General features: G+C 69.6%; 13 protein-coding genes and 1 pseudogene. 3 read left to right on the top strand and 11 right to left on the bottom strand.

The window, feature by feature from the left end:
• Positions 1-53 precede the first annotated feature (53 nt).
• Entirely contained in the window at positions 54-1,316 is a 1,263-nt protein-coding gene (locus ACTJKY_RS15025) for an MFS transporter (RefSeq protein WP_440846935.1), read from the top strand.
• Here the strand turns inward: ACTJKY_RS15025 and ACTJKY_RS15020 are convergent.
• The 3 genes and pseudogenes from ACTJKY_RS15020 to ACTJKY_RS15010 form a co-directional block, all read right to left on the bottom strand.
• Positions 1,313-1,906, bottom strand: coding sequence for a GNAT family N-acetyltransferase (locus ACTJKY_RS15020; RefSeq protein ID WP_440846934.1), 594 nt, complete (start codon positions 1,904-1,906; stop codon positions 1,313-1,315). The genes ACTJKY_RS15025 and ACTJKY_RS15020 overlap by 4 nt on opposite strands.
• A 47-nt stretch (positions 1,907-1,953) precedes the next feature.
• Positions 1,954-2,493 (bottom strand): 16S rRNA (guanine(966)-N(2))-methyltransferase RsmD, encoded by a 540-nt coding sequence (gene rsmD, locus ACTJKY_RS15015; RefSeq protein ID WP_121077279.1) that lies wholly within the window; start codon positions 2,491-2,493, stop codon positions 1,954-1,956.
• A 1,037-nt stretch (positions 2,494-3,530) separates the two neighbouring features.
• Positions 3,531-4,283 (bottom strand): annotated as a pseudogene (locus tag ACTJKY_RS15010) (pseudouridine synthase); the annotation flags it as partial.
• Positions 4,284-4,383: 100 nt separating this feature from the next.
• Between ACTJKY_RS15010 and ACTJKY_RS15005 the strand changes: the two are divergent.
• Positions 4,384-4,815: a response regulator gene (locus ACTJKY_RS15005; protein WP_440846933.1), complete on the top strand. Its 432-nt coding sequence runs from the start codon at positions 4,384-4,386 to the stop codon at positions 4,813-4,815.
• Between the two features lie 6 nt (positions 4,816-4,821).
• On the opposite strand, the gene ACTJKY_RS15000 is transcribed toward ACTJKY_RS15005, so the two are convergent.
• A complete protein-coding gene (locus ACTJKY_RS15000; RefSeq protein ID WP_440846932.1) occupies positions 4,822-4,953 on the bottom strand; it encodes a hypothetical protein in 132 nt (43 codons plus the stop codon).
• Positions 4,954-4,980: 27 nt separating this feature from the next.
• Entirely contained in the window at positions 4,981-6,174 is a 1,194-nt protein-coding gene (locus ACTJKY_RS14995; RefSeq protein ID WP_440846931.1) for an aromatic ring-hydroxylating oxygenase subunit alpha, read from the bottom strand.
• Between the two features lie 460 nt (positions 6,175-6,634).
• Here ACTJKY_RS14995 and ACTJKY_RS14990 point away from each other — a divergent pair, with 460 nt between their 5' ends.
• The gene (locus tag ACTJKY_RS14990) at positions 6,635-7,957 is read left to right on the top strand and encodes an MFS transporter (RefSeq protein WP_440847111.1); all 1,323 of its coding nucleotides are present in this window, start codon (positions 6,635-6,637) and stop codon (positions 7,955-7,957) included.
• Between the two features lie 4 nt (positions 7,958-7,961).
• Here ACTJKY_RS14990 and ACTJKY_RS14985 read toward each other — a convergent pair whose 3' ends face one another.
• From ACTJKY_RS14985 to ACTJKY_RS14960, 6 genes are all read right to left on the bottom strand, one after another.
• Complete coding sequence (locus ACTJKY_RS14985; protein WP_121077271.1) at positions 7,962-8,393, bottom strand: DUF6628 family protein; 432 nt, start codon at positions 8,391-8,393, stop codon at positions 7,962-7,964.
• 77 nt (positions 8,394-8,470) lie between these two features.
• A complete protein-coding gene (locus ACTJKY_RS14980; RefSeq protein WP_440846930.1) occupies positions 8,471-9,787 on the bottom strand; it encodes a bifunctional folylpolyglutamate synthase/dihydrofolate synthase in 1,317 nt (438 codons plus the stop codon).
• A 138-nt stretch (positions 9,788-9,925) separates the two neighbouring features.
• Positions 9,926-10,786: an acetyl-CoA carboxylase, carboxyltransferase subunit beta gene (gene accD / locus ACTJKY_RS14975; RefSeq protein WP_440846929.1), complete on the bottom strand. Its 861-nt coding sequence runs from the start codon at positions 10,784-10,786 to the stop codon at positions 9,926-9,928.
• The gene (trpA, locus tag ACTJKY_RS14970) at positions 10,783-11,595 is read right to left on the bottom strand and encodes a tryptophan synthase subunit alpha (RefSeq protein WP_440846928.1); all 813 of its coding nucleotides are present in this window, start codon (positions 11,593-11,595) and stop codon (positions 10,783-10,785) included. Before trpA ends, accD begins: the two co-directional genes overlap by 4 nt.
• Entirely contained in the window at positions 11,592-12,821 is a 1,230-nt protein-coding gene (trpB, locus tag ACTJKY_RS14965; RefSeq protein WP_440846927.1) for a tryptophan synthase subunit beta, read from the bottom strand. The genes trpA and trpB overlap by 4 nt, the downstream gene beginning before the upstream one ends.
• The gene (locus ACTJKY_RS14960) at positions 12,818-13,456 is read right to left on the bottom strand and encodes a phosphoribosylanthranilate isomerase (RefSeq protein ID WP_440846926.1); all 639 of its coding nucleotides are present in this window, start codon (positions 13,454-13,456) and stop codon (positions 12,818-12,820) included. The genes trpB and ACTJKY_RS14960 overlap by 4 nt, the downstream gene beginning before the upstream one ends.
• Positions 13,457-13,459: the final 3 nt, after the last annotated feature.

Raw genomic sequence — 13,459 nt, 5'->3', positions numbered from 1 at the left:
GCGACTTGACCCGCGCGATGACTGGCCCGAGGGAGGCGGCCGGAGGATCGCACATGGCCCATGCCGCCACGCCCGCCTCCCACCGCCGCATCCTGTTCGCGAGCCTGGTGGGGACGTCGGTCGAGTTCTACGATTTCTATATCTACGCGACGGCGACGGCGCTGGTGTTCGGCCCGCTGTTCTTCCCCGCGCAGGAGCCGTGGCTGCAGCAGGTCGCGGCCTATGCCAGTTTCAGCGTCGCCTTCTTCGCGCGACCGCTGGGCGGGCTGGTGTTCGGCCATTTCGGCGACCGGCTCGGGCGCAAGTCGACCCTGGTCGCCTCGCTGATGCTGATGGGCGCCTCCACCGTGCTGATCGGCTGCCTGCCGGGTCACGCGATGATCGGCTGGGTGGCACCGCTGCTGCTGTGCCTGCTTCGCTTCGGCCAGGGGCTGGGGCTGGGCGGCGAATGGGGCGGGGCGAGCCTGCTCGCGGTGGAATATGCCCCCAAGGGCTGGGCGTACCGCTATGGCAGCTTCCCGCCGCTCGGAGCGCCGGTGGGCTTCATCGCCGCCAACGGGCTGTTCCTGCTGCTCGGCGCCTTCCTCACCGACGACGCCTTCCGCGACTGGGGCTGGCGCCTGCCGTTCCTCGCAAGCGCGGCGCTGGTAGGCCTCGGCCTCTGGGTCCGCCTGCGCATTGCCGAGACTCCGGCCTTTGTCGAGGCCGCCGAGCATGCCCCGCCGCCGCAGGTGCCGCTGGGCGTGCTGCTGCGCAACCATCTCGGCGGGACGCTGGCGGGAACGCTCGGCACCGTTGCCTGTTTCGCGCTGTTCTACGTGGCAACGCTGTTCGCGATCGGCTTCGGCACCAAGACGCTCGGCTACCCACGCGCGGCGTTCCTCGGCGCCGAACTGGCCGCGATCCTGTTCATGGCGCTGGGCATCGGCGTTGCCGGCTGGCTGGCCGACAAGCGCGGTGCGACGTTGGTACTGGCGCTCGGCTGCATCGCGATGGTGCCGCTGGGGCTGGCGATGCCGGTGCTGTTGGTGCGGGGCTCGCTGCTCGCAGTGTTCGTCTGGCTCGCCGCCGGGCTGTTCGTGATGGGCTTCGTCTACGGACCGCTGGGCGGCTGGCTGCCGAGCCTGTTCCCCGCGCAGGTCCGCTACACCGGCGTGTCTGTGACCTTCAATCTGGGCGGTATCCTCGGCGGTGGGCTTACGCCGTTGATCGCGCAGACCCTGGTCGAGCGCGGCGGCATCGGCATGGTCGGCTGGTATCTGGCGGGTGCCGCCGGGCTCAGCCTGATCGGCCTGCTGCTGACGCGTCGCCGCTAAGCCGCGAACTCGGCGGTCGCGTAGGGCGAGAGCACCCGCCAGCCGAGACGCTGGTAGAGGTATCGCCCCTCGTCGGTTGCGACGAGCAGTTCGGGGATGTCGGGGCGGGTGCGGGTCGCGCGGAGCGCTGCCATCACGCCTGCGCCCAGTCCTCTCCGCCGATGGGCCGGGGCGGTGACGATCCGATCGAAGACGAACGCCGTGCCGGTCTCCGCCGCGTAGCCCGAGGCAGCCATGTCGCCGTCGTCGCAGAAGACAGCGACATGGGCGACCGAGCCCACTACCGACGTCTCGCACCGATAGCCGGCCGGTAGCGCGCGCGCCGCTGGCCAGGTCCCCGACTGCATGAAGAAGGCGGGGGCGTGGAGATGCCAGCCATCCGGCAGCAGTCGACGCAGCATCTCGTCTTTGCCGCACAATTTGATCAGCCATCCGGGCTGGTTGATCTCGCGAGCCAGCGCGGAGAGGTTCGAACTTGGCGCGGCGAAGACCCAGCGACAATGTTCGCTGTCGGAGCCGGTATCGACCCGGTAGCCACCCCGATCCGCCTCCGGTGCCGGCACGCCGCGGGCGAGCGACCTGCCGGTCAACCAGGCATGAAGCAGGGCAGGCGACACAGCGTCCGTGCCCTGCGCGGTCATTCGGGGCGGAGCAGGGTCAGTTTCGCCTTGCCGTAGACTCGGTCGGCATCGACGACGAAGCCGGCAAGCTCGACATCCTCGGTCTTGCCCGTCTCGATGCTGATCCAGGTGCCTGGGCCGGTCCAGCCGAGCCGTGCCAGCTTGTCGAGCGCAACGATGCCGGCGCCGGTGCCATAAGGCGGGTCCATCAGGATCAGGTCGAGCGGCGCGCGGGCAGGGCCCAGCGCCATCACCGAACCCGGGCGGACATCGGTGCCCTTGGCGCCGAGCTTGGCGATATTGGCCTTGAGCGCGTCCAGCGCCGCACGATCCTGCTCGACGAACAGGCACGAGGCGGCGCCGCGCGACAGGGCCTCCAGCCCCAGCGCGCCCGAGCCGGCGAAAAAGTCACCGACGGCGAGTTCCTCGAAGCTGCCGAGCCGCGACGCGAGCATCGAGAACAGCGCCTCGCGGGTGCGATCGGCGGTGGGGCGGGTGGTGTCGCCTTTGGGCGCGGCGAGCGGTCGGCCGCGCCAGTCTCCAGCGATGATCCGCATCAGCTGCGCCCCCGCGGCGGACGGCCGGGGCCACCGGGCCGCTGCGGACGATTGCCGCCGTTACCGCCATTGCCGCCCGGGCGCGGCCCGCGCGGACGATCGCCGTCAACGCCACCACCGGAGCGTGCGGGGCCATCGCTGCGGAAGTTGCGAGGCCGTTCGCCGTCCCCGCCACCGAACCTGGACGGACCCCGGCTGCGCTCCGCCGAGTCGCCACCGAAACGCGACGGCCCACGACCCCGCTCCGCCGAGTCGCCGCCGAAGCGTGAAGGACCTCGGCCTCGCTCCGCCGAATCTCCACCGGCGCGCGAAGGACCTCGGCCGCGCTCAGCGGAGTCGCCACCGAAGCGCGAAGGACCACGGCCGCGCTCAGCCGAGTCCCCACCGAAGCGCGAAGGTCCACGGCCGCGCTCGGCCGAGTCCCCACCGAAGCGCGAAGCTCCACGGCTGCGCTCGGCCGAATCGCCGCCGAAGCGCGACGGTCCACGGCTGCGGTCGCCCGATCCACCTGCCGGCTGTGCAGTGCGGGGGCCACGCGGCCGTTCGCCTTCAGCACCGCCAAAACGGGATTGGCCCGTGCGGGGTCGATCGCCTTGGGCGACGCCAGGACGTCCCGGGCGCGCGGTGCGCCCGCGCTCGCCGCCGTCCTGATCCCGCGACCAGGGGCGCTCGGCACCCTGCTCACCGCGCGCGTCGCGGCGACCGCGGGGCCGATCGACCATATCGCCGGCACGCGGCTCGCGAGTGTCGCGGAAGGACTTGGCACGCGCAGCGCGGGCGGGCTTGCCGACGCCGCCCTCGCTGCCTTCGCGCACGCCGAGCCGACCGCCGGTGCGCGGGCGTTCCTCGCCGTCCTTCGGCTTGGCCTGGGGGGTGGCGCGGGCGGTGAACACCGGACCCTTGGCCACCGGCACGGGCTTGGCTATGCGGCGGCGGCCTTCGGGTTCGATCTTGGCCGGCTTCTCGGCCGGCTCGATCACCCGCTGGCGAACGGCGAACTGGAGGTTCGACGCCGCCTTGCCGCCGCCGGGCTTGCCCAGCACGGTGCGGAAGGTGATCAGGTCGGTCTGGCGGATCTCGTCGACATCGCCGGCGGGCAGGTCCCCCAGATAGAAGGGGCCGTAGCGCGTGCGGATCAGCCGGCTGACCTGGAGACCCAGGAATTCCAGCACGCGGCGGACTTCGCGGTTCTTGCCCTCGGTCAGCGTCATCTCGATCCACAGATTGGCGCCGGTGCGACGTTCGATATTGGCGTTGATCGGACCATACTGGATGCCCTCGATCTCGATGCCGAGCATCAGATCCTCGAGCTGTTCCTGGCTCACCTGGCCATAGGCGCGGGCGCGATAGCTGCGCTCGACGCCGGTCGACGGCAGCTCCAGCTCGCGCTTCAGTTCGCCGTCGGTGGTGAGCAGCAGCAGGCCTTCGGTATTCAGATCGAGCCGTCCGACCGGAATCACCCGCGGCAGGCCCTCGGGCAGATTGTCGTAGATCGTGGGACGGCCGGTGAAGTCGCGTTCGGCGGTGAGCAGGCCGGCGGCCTTGTGGTAGCGGAACAGCCGCGCCGGGGTAGCTTCCGCGACGGGATTGCCGTCGACGGTGACGCCGTGGAGCGAGGTGAGAATGGTCGCTGGGGTATCGAGCGTGGTGCCGTTGAGGGCGATCCGGCCCTCTTCGATCATGCGTTCGATCTCGCGCCGCGAGGCGATGCCGGCACGGGCGAGGAGCTTGGCGATACGCTGCGGCGTACCGGCGGTTTTGATAGGCTTGGAGTCAGACACCGCAGCGCTATAGCGATTTCGGCGGGGCTGGCAAAAATTTATACGGTGCCACTTTGTGACTCGCGCGTTACGGGCTGTGCCAAGCGGTTGATTCGGGGGCCCTAACAGGATGTTGTTTGGTAGGAAGAAGCGGCGGATCGAACATCTGCTCCTCGTCGAGGACGAGCCGCTGGTGGCGTTCGATACCGAGCATTTCCTCCGCGAGTCGGGCTTCACCATCGTCGCGACCGTCGACTCGGTGGCGGATGCGACCCGGATCGTCGACTCGCACGACGTGCTCGACCTGGTGCTGGCAGACATCAACCTGGCGGACGGCAGCGGGATCGAAGTGGCGCGCACGGCTTTCGCGCGCGGCGTGCCGGTGCTGTTCGTGACCGGGGCATGTCCGTCAGACGCGCGTGCGCTGGCGGCGGGATGCCTTGCCAAGCCCTATGCGCAGCGCGACCTGATACTGGCGATCGATGCGATCGAGGCGGTGCTGGAAGGCGGCAAGGTGCCGCGCCGCCTGCCCAGCAGTTTCAACCTGTTCCTGGGCGGCTGACGCCGATCAGTGGACGAACAGGGTCACGACCACCCCGGCCCAGGCGAACACCGAGGCGAGGACCGCCAGTTTCGCGACCATTTCCTGCGGCGAGGCCTGCTTGGTGGCGGTGGCGGCGCGGGTGCGGGTACGAGACATGGCGAACTCCTTTGTACGACGCCGGCGTTATAGCACCCTTTCCTGAACAGAAGCCTGACCGGAGGGGCGAGTCGCACTGTTGACGGCCATGTTGTCGCACGAAACCCACGCATCGACCGCATCGTGGAAAACGCGGACCCCTTTTTCCAGTGCGCCGAGCGTTACCTGCTCGATCGCGCCCGCTTCTAACCCCTGCTGAGCGAGCGCGCAGGCGCGGAAATCCTCCGAGGCGAACACACCTCCGTCCAGCAGCTCCCAGCTGCGCTCCCAATGGTCGCGCGCCTTGTCGGTGGCGGGGACCTCAGGAATCAGCATGAAGTCCTCGACCCAGACCTCGTCGACCGCGCGCGGCATCAGCACCATCAGGTTGATGTAATCGGGGCTGACGGCGAGCACCGCGCCGGGGAACATCTGGTAGGTATAGGTGATCGCACCGCGCAGCGTCGGCCAGTCCTCCGACTCGAGCTCGGCGATACTCGCCGCCCGGCCGACGGCGGAGCGCTGGTGCGGGCCGATCCGGTCGGCCGCGGAGATGCCGTCCTGGAAGAAGGGCGCGATGCTGTCGGCGTGGAGACGCTGGATGTGGTAGCTCTCCAGGAAGGCGTCCATCACCAGCTTCCAGTTGGCGGGTACGCGGTGGGTGCGGCGGCGAAAGCAATGTTGCCCGGCGAGATCGAAGGCGGCAAAGTCCTGCGCCAGGGTGTCGGCATGGCTGAAGTCCGCCGCTTCGTCGAAGGCGAACCAGATCAGCCCGCCTGCTTCGTGGGTGGGGAGGCGGCGGAGCGCGAAGTCGGCCTTGTCGAGGCCGGGGAAGGCCTCGGCGCGGGGGATGCCCGTCAGGCGGCCGTCCAGCGTGTAGCTCCAGGCATGGTAGGGGCAGACGAGGCGGGGCGCGGTCACGGCCTCGCAGCCTTCCAACAGCCGGGTGCCCCGATGGCGGCAGACGTTGAGGAAGACGTGTGCCGCACCCTGCTTGTCACGGGTGATCAGCAGCGGCTTGCCGAAGCCGTCATGCGGCACGGCCATGCCGGGCTCGGGCAGCAACGCGGAAGGGGCGAGGACGAGCGGCGCGCGGTCGAAGATGCGCGCGCGCTCGGCGGCGAAGCGTTCGGGGCTGGTGTAAACGCTTGCGTCGACGTGGGTTATCGGGCCCGCCCCGGCGTCGCCGCCCTGCGCCAGCATCGCCGCCAGCGCGCGCTGGCCCTGGGTCGGTGCGTTCATGGCTATCCTCTCCCGAATTTTCGGCTAGTTTCGCGCCTCCATGCCGAACCAACAAGCCCCCATCGCGGCGAACGACCGCGCCAGCACCTTCTATGTCCTTGCCCAAGCGGCGCTTGTTGCCGGGTTGGCCCTGCTCGCGGTGCCCTGGGCCCGTGTCGGCGGCGCGGTGCTGCCGGGCTATGGCTTCGCCGCGGGCTGGAGCGAGGGCGCCGCCAAGCTCGCGCCGTCGATGACCTTCCTGCTCGGCCTGCTCGCGATGGGCGCGACGCTGGTGCTGAGCATCGCCTGGCGCCGACGGGGCGGGGCGAGCCTGCTCGTCGCCGGAAGCATCGTCGGGGCGGCGCTGCTGGCGCTCGCGGTGTTGTTCACGCTCTTCTCGCCGCCCAAGTCGCTGGCGGGCGCGGTGCTGTCGCTCGACTGGGGCGGGGGTGCGGCGCTTGCTGCCTTTGTCGCGGCATTCCTGCTTGCGCGGACGGCAGCGCCGGCGGACTGGCGCGCGGACCTGCCCGAAGGCGTGCGGCCCTATTTCGCGAAGGGGCCGCTGGCCTCGTTTGCGCTCGGCGTCTCCTCCGGCTTTCCCTTCGCGATGATCGGCGCGACGCTTACCACCCGGCTAGCCCAGACCGGCATCGACAAGTCGACCGTCACTGCCTTCACCCTCGCCATCCTCGTCTACAACTTCAAGTTCCTCTGGGCCTGGATCGTCGACAGCGTGCCGATCCCGATTCTCGGGCGACTGGGGCAGCGCGTGTCCTGGCTGATCGTCGCGGGCGTGCTGGTCGTGGCGGCGACGATCAACCTGGCGCTGGTCGTGCCGGACCCTGCGAACATCTGGCCCACCGTCACCGCCGCGGTGCTGATGGGTGCGGCGGGCGCGACCTATGACATCGTCATCGACGGCTACCGGATCGAGGTCCTCCAGCCGCACGAGCTCGGCTATGGCTCGGGCATGTCGCAATATGGCTGGCGGATCGGCTCGGTCGCGGCGGGTGCGATCGCACTGGTGGTTGCCGGACAGGCGGGGTGGACCGCCGGCTATGCCGCCTGCGCCGTCTTCGCGCTGCCGGCGATCCTCACCGGCCTGCTCGTCGGCGAGCCCGAGCGGCACCGCGCGCCAGCCGAGCGCCGCAGCATCGCGACGGTGGCGGCAGGCATCTGGCGGCCCTTCCTCCAGTTCTTCGCTCGCGAAGGCGCGCTGATCGTGCTGCTGTTCATCCTGGTCCACAAGATCGGCGATACGCTGGCCAACCTGACCTTCCGGCTGCTGTTCAACGATCTCGGCTTCTCCAACGACGAGATCGCCTTCTACGACGTGTCGCTCGGCTTTTTCGCCTATATGCTCGGTATCTTCCTCGGTGGCGTGCTCTATGCGCGCATGGGGATGAAGCGATCGGTGATGCTCAGCCTGATCCTGATGGCGGTCTCCAACCTCAGCTTCGCGGCGCTCGCCGCGGCGGGGCATTCTAACATCGGCATGGCGGGCGCGATCGGCTTCGAGAACATCGCCAGCGGCATCGGCGGGGTGACGGTGATCGCCTATTTCTCGGCGCTGACCGACCTGCGCTTCACCGCCGCGCAATATGCGCTGATCTCGGCGGGGGCGAGCATCGTCGGCCGGTTCATCACCGGCACGACCGCGGGCAGCCTGATCGAGGCGATGGGCTATGTGAACTTCTACCTGTTCACCACGGTGATCGCGCTGCCGGGTGTGGCGCTCTACTGGTGGATGATGCGCAGCGGGCTCGTCGACCGCTCGATCGGCAGCGCGGGCCAGGAGCGCTAGGCGCTCAGGGCTCCAGCGGCAGCGCGAGGTCGGCGAAGCTTTGTGCCAACGCGTGTGCGGTCGGCAGCAGGCCGGTCGCGTCGCGGACGCCGATCAGGTCGGCGAGCAGCAGCGCCGCGCCCTGCGGGTTGGTGCGGACCTTGCCGAGCGCGCTGACCAGCGCCGCCTCGGACGCGGTCATGCGCGGGCAGCACCAGGGTGCGATCTGCACCGGGCCGGTGGCCATCGCCGACATCTCGTGCATCAGCGTGCGCAGCAGCATCAGCGGGCGGCGAAAGCCCTTGCCGAACGCGACCAGGAAGGCGTGCGCGGTGCTGGCATCGTGCAGGCCGTTGCCGCCGGTCTGGCGGACGCCGAACAGCAGCAGCCGCACGCCCGGATCTTCGGGCTGGAGCTGGGGCAGGGCGGTGACGAGGGTCTGGACGGACGGCTGCATGTGATTCTCCGATGGGCGTCGGAGCAATCATCGCATTCTGTTATTAATAGTCAATCGCAATAAGGTGAGGCGCGGCGTCAGTCGGGCAATTCGCCGTTCGCCTCCAGCACCACGCCCGCCAGATAGAGCGAGCCGAGGATGAGGACAGCGCTCGGGGGGCCGCCTTCGATGCGTTCGGCGGTGGCGCGGAGCGCGTCCGCCACGTTCTCAGCAGTACCGCTCAAGGGCACGCCAAGCCGCTCGACCAGCGCAGCAAGCTCGGCGGGCGCGTGATGGGCATGGCCGGGGATCGGCACGGTGGTCACGCTGGCAAGCCGGGCGGCGAGGGGGGCGATCAGCCCCTCCGGGTCCTTGTTCGCGAGCATGCCCAGCACGAGGTGGCATGGCCGGTCGGCGGCAACCTCTGCGACGGTGCCGGCAATCGCAGTGCCGGCGGCAGCGTTGTGGCCGCCATCGAGCCATACCGGGGTTCCGGCCGGGAGCAGCGCGGTCAGCGGGCCGTCGCCGAGCCGCTGCATGCGCGCCGGCCAGCGGGCGCTGGTCGCCGCAGCGGCGAGCGCGGTCTCAGGAGCGGCAAGCGTGTCCTGGTGGCGCAGCATTGCAATCGCCAGCGCGAGATTGCCGGGCTGGTGCGGGCCGGACAGCGTCGGCAGCGGGGTTTCCACCATACCCTTCGCGTCGCGGTAGATCAGACGATCGCCTTCCACCGCACATTCCCAGTCCGCGCCTTCCGCGAGGACCGGCACCCCGGCTGCCGCAACCACCGCGGCGATCTCGGGAGCATAGCGCATCGTCACCAGCGGCACGCCGGCCTTGGCGATGCCGGCCTTTTCGCGGGCGATCTGCGGCAGCGTGTCGCCGAGGAATGCCTGATGGTCGATGCCGAGCTGGGCGATGCCGGTGGCGATTGGGGCGGGGACGACATTGGTGGCGTCCAGACGCCCGCCGAGGCCGACTTCAATCACGCAGGCGTCGGCAGGCGTGCGGGCGAAGGCGAGGAAGGCGGCGGCGGTGGTCACCTCGAAGAAGCTCGCGCCGATGTCGCCGCCGGCGTCGAGCACTTCGGCCAGCAGCGGGGCAAGGGTGGCGTCGTCGATCAGCGTGCCGGCGAGGCGGATGCGCTCGTTAAAGCGGACGAGATGCGGGCTGGAATAGACATGGACGCGCAAGCCCGCGGCTTCCAGCGCAGCACGGAGGAAGGCGCAGGTGGAGCCCTTGCCGTTGGTGCCGGCGACGTGGAGCACCGGTGGCAGGCGGAGATGCGGCTTACCGACGCGCTCCAGCAGGCGGGTGATGCGGCCCAGACCGAGGACGTCGGCGCCGGGGGAGAGGAGGGTCAGCCGGTCGAGCTGGGCTTGCACGGCGGGATCGGTGGAGCGAGCGAAGTCAGCCACCGTTCCCCTCCCGCTTGCGGGAGGGGCTAGGGGAGGGATCGATGTGGAAGAAGCGGAGCGACGCTGCGGTCAGCCCCACCCCCGACCCCTCCCGTAAGCGGGAGGGGAGCGCAAACTGGTCGCACATCCCCTGAAGCATTACGCTGCCGCGCGTGCCTCGCAGAGCAGGCCGATTAGCTGGCCCAGCGTGTCGCGCAGGTCGCGGCGGTGCGTCACCATATCGACCAGGCCGTGGTCGCGATAATATTCGCTGGTCTGGAAATCGTCGGGCAGCTTCTCGCGGATGGTGTTCTCGATCACGCGGCGGCCGGTGAAGGCGAGCGTCGCGCCCGGTTCGGCGATCTGGACGTCGCCCAGCATCGCATAGGCCGCCATCACGCCGCCCGAGGTCGGATCGGTCAGCACGACGATATAGGGCAGGCCCGCATCGTGGAGCATCTCGATCGCCACGGTGGTGCGCGGCATCTGCATCAGGCTGAGAATGCCCTCTTGCATGCGCGCGCCGCCCGAGGCGGTGAAGACGATGTACGGCGCCCGCGCCGCGATCGCGGTCTCGACGCCGGCGATGAACGCCTCGCCCACCGCCTGGCCCATCGATCCGCCCATGAAGGCGAAGTCCTGCACGCCGATCACCGCCTTGTGGCCGTGGATCGTGCCGCTCGCGTTCTGGAACGCGTCGCGGTCGCCGGTGGTGGCACGGGCTGCCTTGATCCGCGCCGTGTAGGGTTTGGAGTCGCGAAACTTCAGCGGGTCCTCGGCCACCTTCGGGCTCGGCAGCAGCTTGAAGCTGCCGGCATCGAACAGATGCTCGAAGCGCTTGGCGGCGCCGATCCGGTCATGGAAGTCGCAGTGCGGGCAGACGTTCTGGTTCTCCTCGAACTCCTTCATGAACACCATCTGCCCGCATCCCTTGCACTTGTGCCAGAGATTGTCGGGGCTCTCCTCGCCACGGGTGGTGACGTTGGCGAGCGCGTTGCGGACGCGCGTAATCCAGCTCATGCGACTTCCTTGCGTGCGGCGACCAGCGCCGTCTTCAGCGTAGCGATATAGGCACGGACGGGCTCCGCCGCATCCGCGCCGTGACGGCCGACCAGCTCGACGATCGCGCTGCCCACCACGACACCGTCGGCAACGCGACCGATGGCAGCCGCCTGTTCGGGGGTGCGGACGCCGAAGCCCACCGCGATCGGCAGGTCCGTCGCGGCCTTGAGGCGGGCGACCGCGGCTTCGATCGAGGCGGTGGCCGCCTGCTGCAGCCCGGTGATTCCGGCGACCGAGACATAATAGAGAAAGCCCGAGGCCCCCTCCAGCACCGCCGGCAGGCGCGCGGCATCGGTGGTGGGGGTAGCGAGGCGGATATTACCCAGCCCGGCGGCGCGGAGCGACTCGCCGAGGCTGTCGTCTTCCTCGGCAGGGATATCGACGCAGATCGCGCCGTCGACGCCCGCGTCGCTAGCAGCGGCGGCGAACCATTCTGGCCCGCGGCGGGTCATCGGATTGGCATAGCCCATCAGCACCAGCGGCACGTCCGGATGGCGCGCGCGGAACGCCGTGGCGATCGCGAGCACATCGGCGGTGGTGGTGCCTGCGGCGAGGCTGCGCAGGTTTGCCGCCTGAATCGCCGGGCCGTCGGCCATCGGATCGGTGAACGGCATGCCGAGCTCGATCACGTCCGCCCCGCCCGCGACGAGCGCGTCGAGGATCGCGGCGGTGGCACCTGGCGTGGGATCGCCGGCGGTGACGAAGGTCACCAGCGCGGCGCGGCCCTCAGCGGCGGCGCGGGCAAAGGCGTTGGCGAGCCGGGTCACATCTTCACTCCCAGCGCGTCGGCGACGGTGAAGATGTCCTTGTCGCCACGACCGCAGAGGTTGGCGAGGATCACCTTTTCGCGCGGCATGGTGCGGGCAACCTTGGCCACCGCGGCGATCGCATGGCTCGGCTCGAGCGCCGGGATGATGCCTTCGGTGCGGCAGAGCAACTGGAAGGCATCGAGCGCCTCGGTATCGGTTACCGCCGTGTATTCGACGCGGCCGATGTCGCGCAGCCAGGCGTGTTCCGGCCCGATGCCCGGATAGTCGAGACCCGCCGAGATCGAATGCGCCTCGGTGATCTGGCCGTCCTCGTCCTGCAGCAGATAGGTGCGGTTGCCGTGGAGGATCCCCGGCGACCCGCCCGCGAGGCTAGCAGCGTGGCGCTTCTCTAGGCCTTCGCCGGCTGCCTCGACGCCGAGCATCTTCACATCGGCATCGTCAAGGAATGGGTGGAACAGCCCGATCGCGTTCGACCCGCCACCGATCGCGGCAACGAGCAGATCGGGCAGCTTGCCGGTGCGCTTGAGCATCTGCTCGCGCGCCTCGCGGCCGATCACCGACTGGAAGTCGCGGACGAGCTCCGGATAGGGGTGCGGGCCGGCGGCGGTGCCGATGATGTAGAAGGTGTCTTCCACATTGGCGACCCAATCGCGCAGGCCCTCATTCATCGCGTCCTTGAGCGTCGCGGCGCCGCTCGTGACCGGCACCACTTCGGCGCCGAGCAGCTTCATGCGGAACACGTTGGGTTGCTGCCGCGCGACGTCGGTCGCGCCCATGTAGATGACGCAGGGTAGGCCGAAGCGCGCGCAGACGGTGGCGGTCGCCACGCCGTGCTGGCCGGCGCCGGTCTCGGCGATGATCCGCGTCTTGCCCATGCGGCGGGCGAGCAGGATCTGGCCGATGCAATTATTGATCTTGTGCGCGCCGGTATGGTTCAGCTCGTCGCGCTTGAACCAGATCTCGGCACCCATGCCCTCGGGCGCGTTCTCGCGCAGGGCGTCGGTCAGTCGCTCGGCATAGTAGAGCGGGCTCGGGCGCCCGACATAATGTTCGAGCAGGTCGTCGAACTCGGCCTGGAAGGCGGGGTCGGCCTTGGCGGCGGTGTATTCGCGCTCCAGGTCGAGGACCAGCGGCATCAGCGTCTCGGCGACGAAGCGTCCGCCGAACTGGCCGAAATGCCCGCGGTCGTCGGGCTGGGCGCGGAAGGAGTTTGGTGCGGTCATGATCGGGCCACGGCTTTAAGGAAAGCGGCGATCTTGTCCACATCCTTGATGCCCGGCGCGGTCTCTATGCCCGAAGAGACATCCACCAGCCCGGGACCCGTGACGCGGATCGCCTCGCCGACATTGCCGGCATCGAGGCCGCCGGAGAGAATCCAGGGCAGGGGATGGGCGAAGCCGTCGAGCAAGGTCCAGTCGAAGCGCAGACCGGTGCCGCCCGGCACCTTGGCGCCCTCGGGGGCCTTGGCGTCGTAGAGCAGCCGGTCGGCGGCGCCCCGGAAGCCGGCGGCGGGGACGAGGTCGGCGCGAGTCTTCACCGCGAGCGCGGCCCAGGTCTCCAGGCCGGTGCGCGCCTTCACCGCGGCGGCGCGCTCGGGCGTGACCTTGTGGAGCTGGATCACGTCGAGCTGGCCCCCGGCGATCGCGGCATCAAGCATGCCGTCCTCCGGATCGACGAACACGCCGACGCGGGCAACATGCCCCGGCACGCGCGCGGCGAGACCCTGTGCCTTGTCGAAGCTCAAGTGGCGCGGGCTGGGCGGGAAGAAGACGAAGCCGATATGGCTCGCGCCGCCGGTGGTGGCGGCATCGAGGGTCTCGGGCGTGGACAGGCCACAGATCTTGGCGGTTGCGGGCATGCG

Origin of the sequence: Sphingomonas sp. 22176, from assembly GCF_052045505.1 — a bacterium.
GTDB lineage: Bacteria > Pseudomonadota > Alphaproteobacteria > Sphingomonadales > Sphingomonadaceae > Sphingomonas.
The sequence above is the reverse complement of the archived record's forward strand: the minus strand, read 5'-3'. Positions and strand labels throughout refer to the sequence as shown.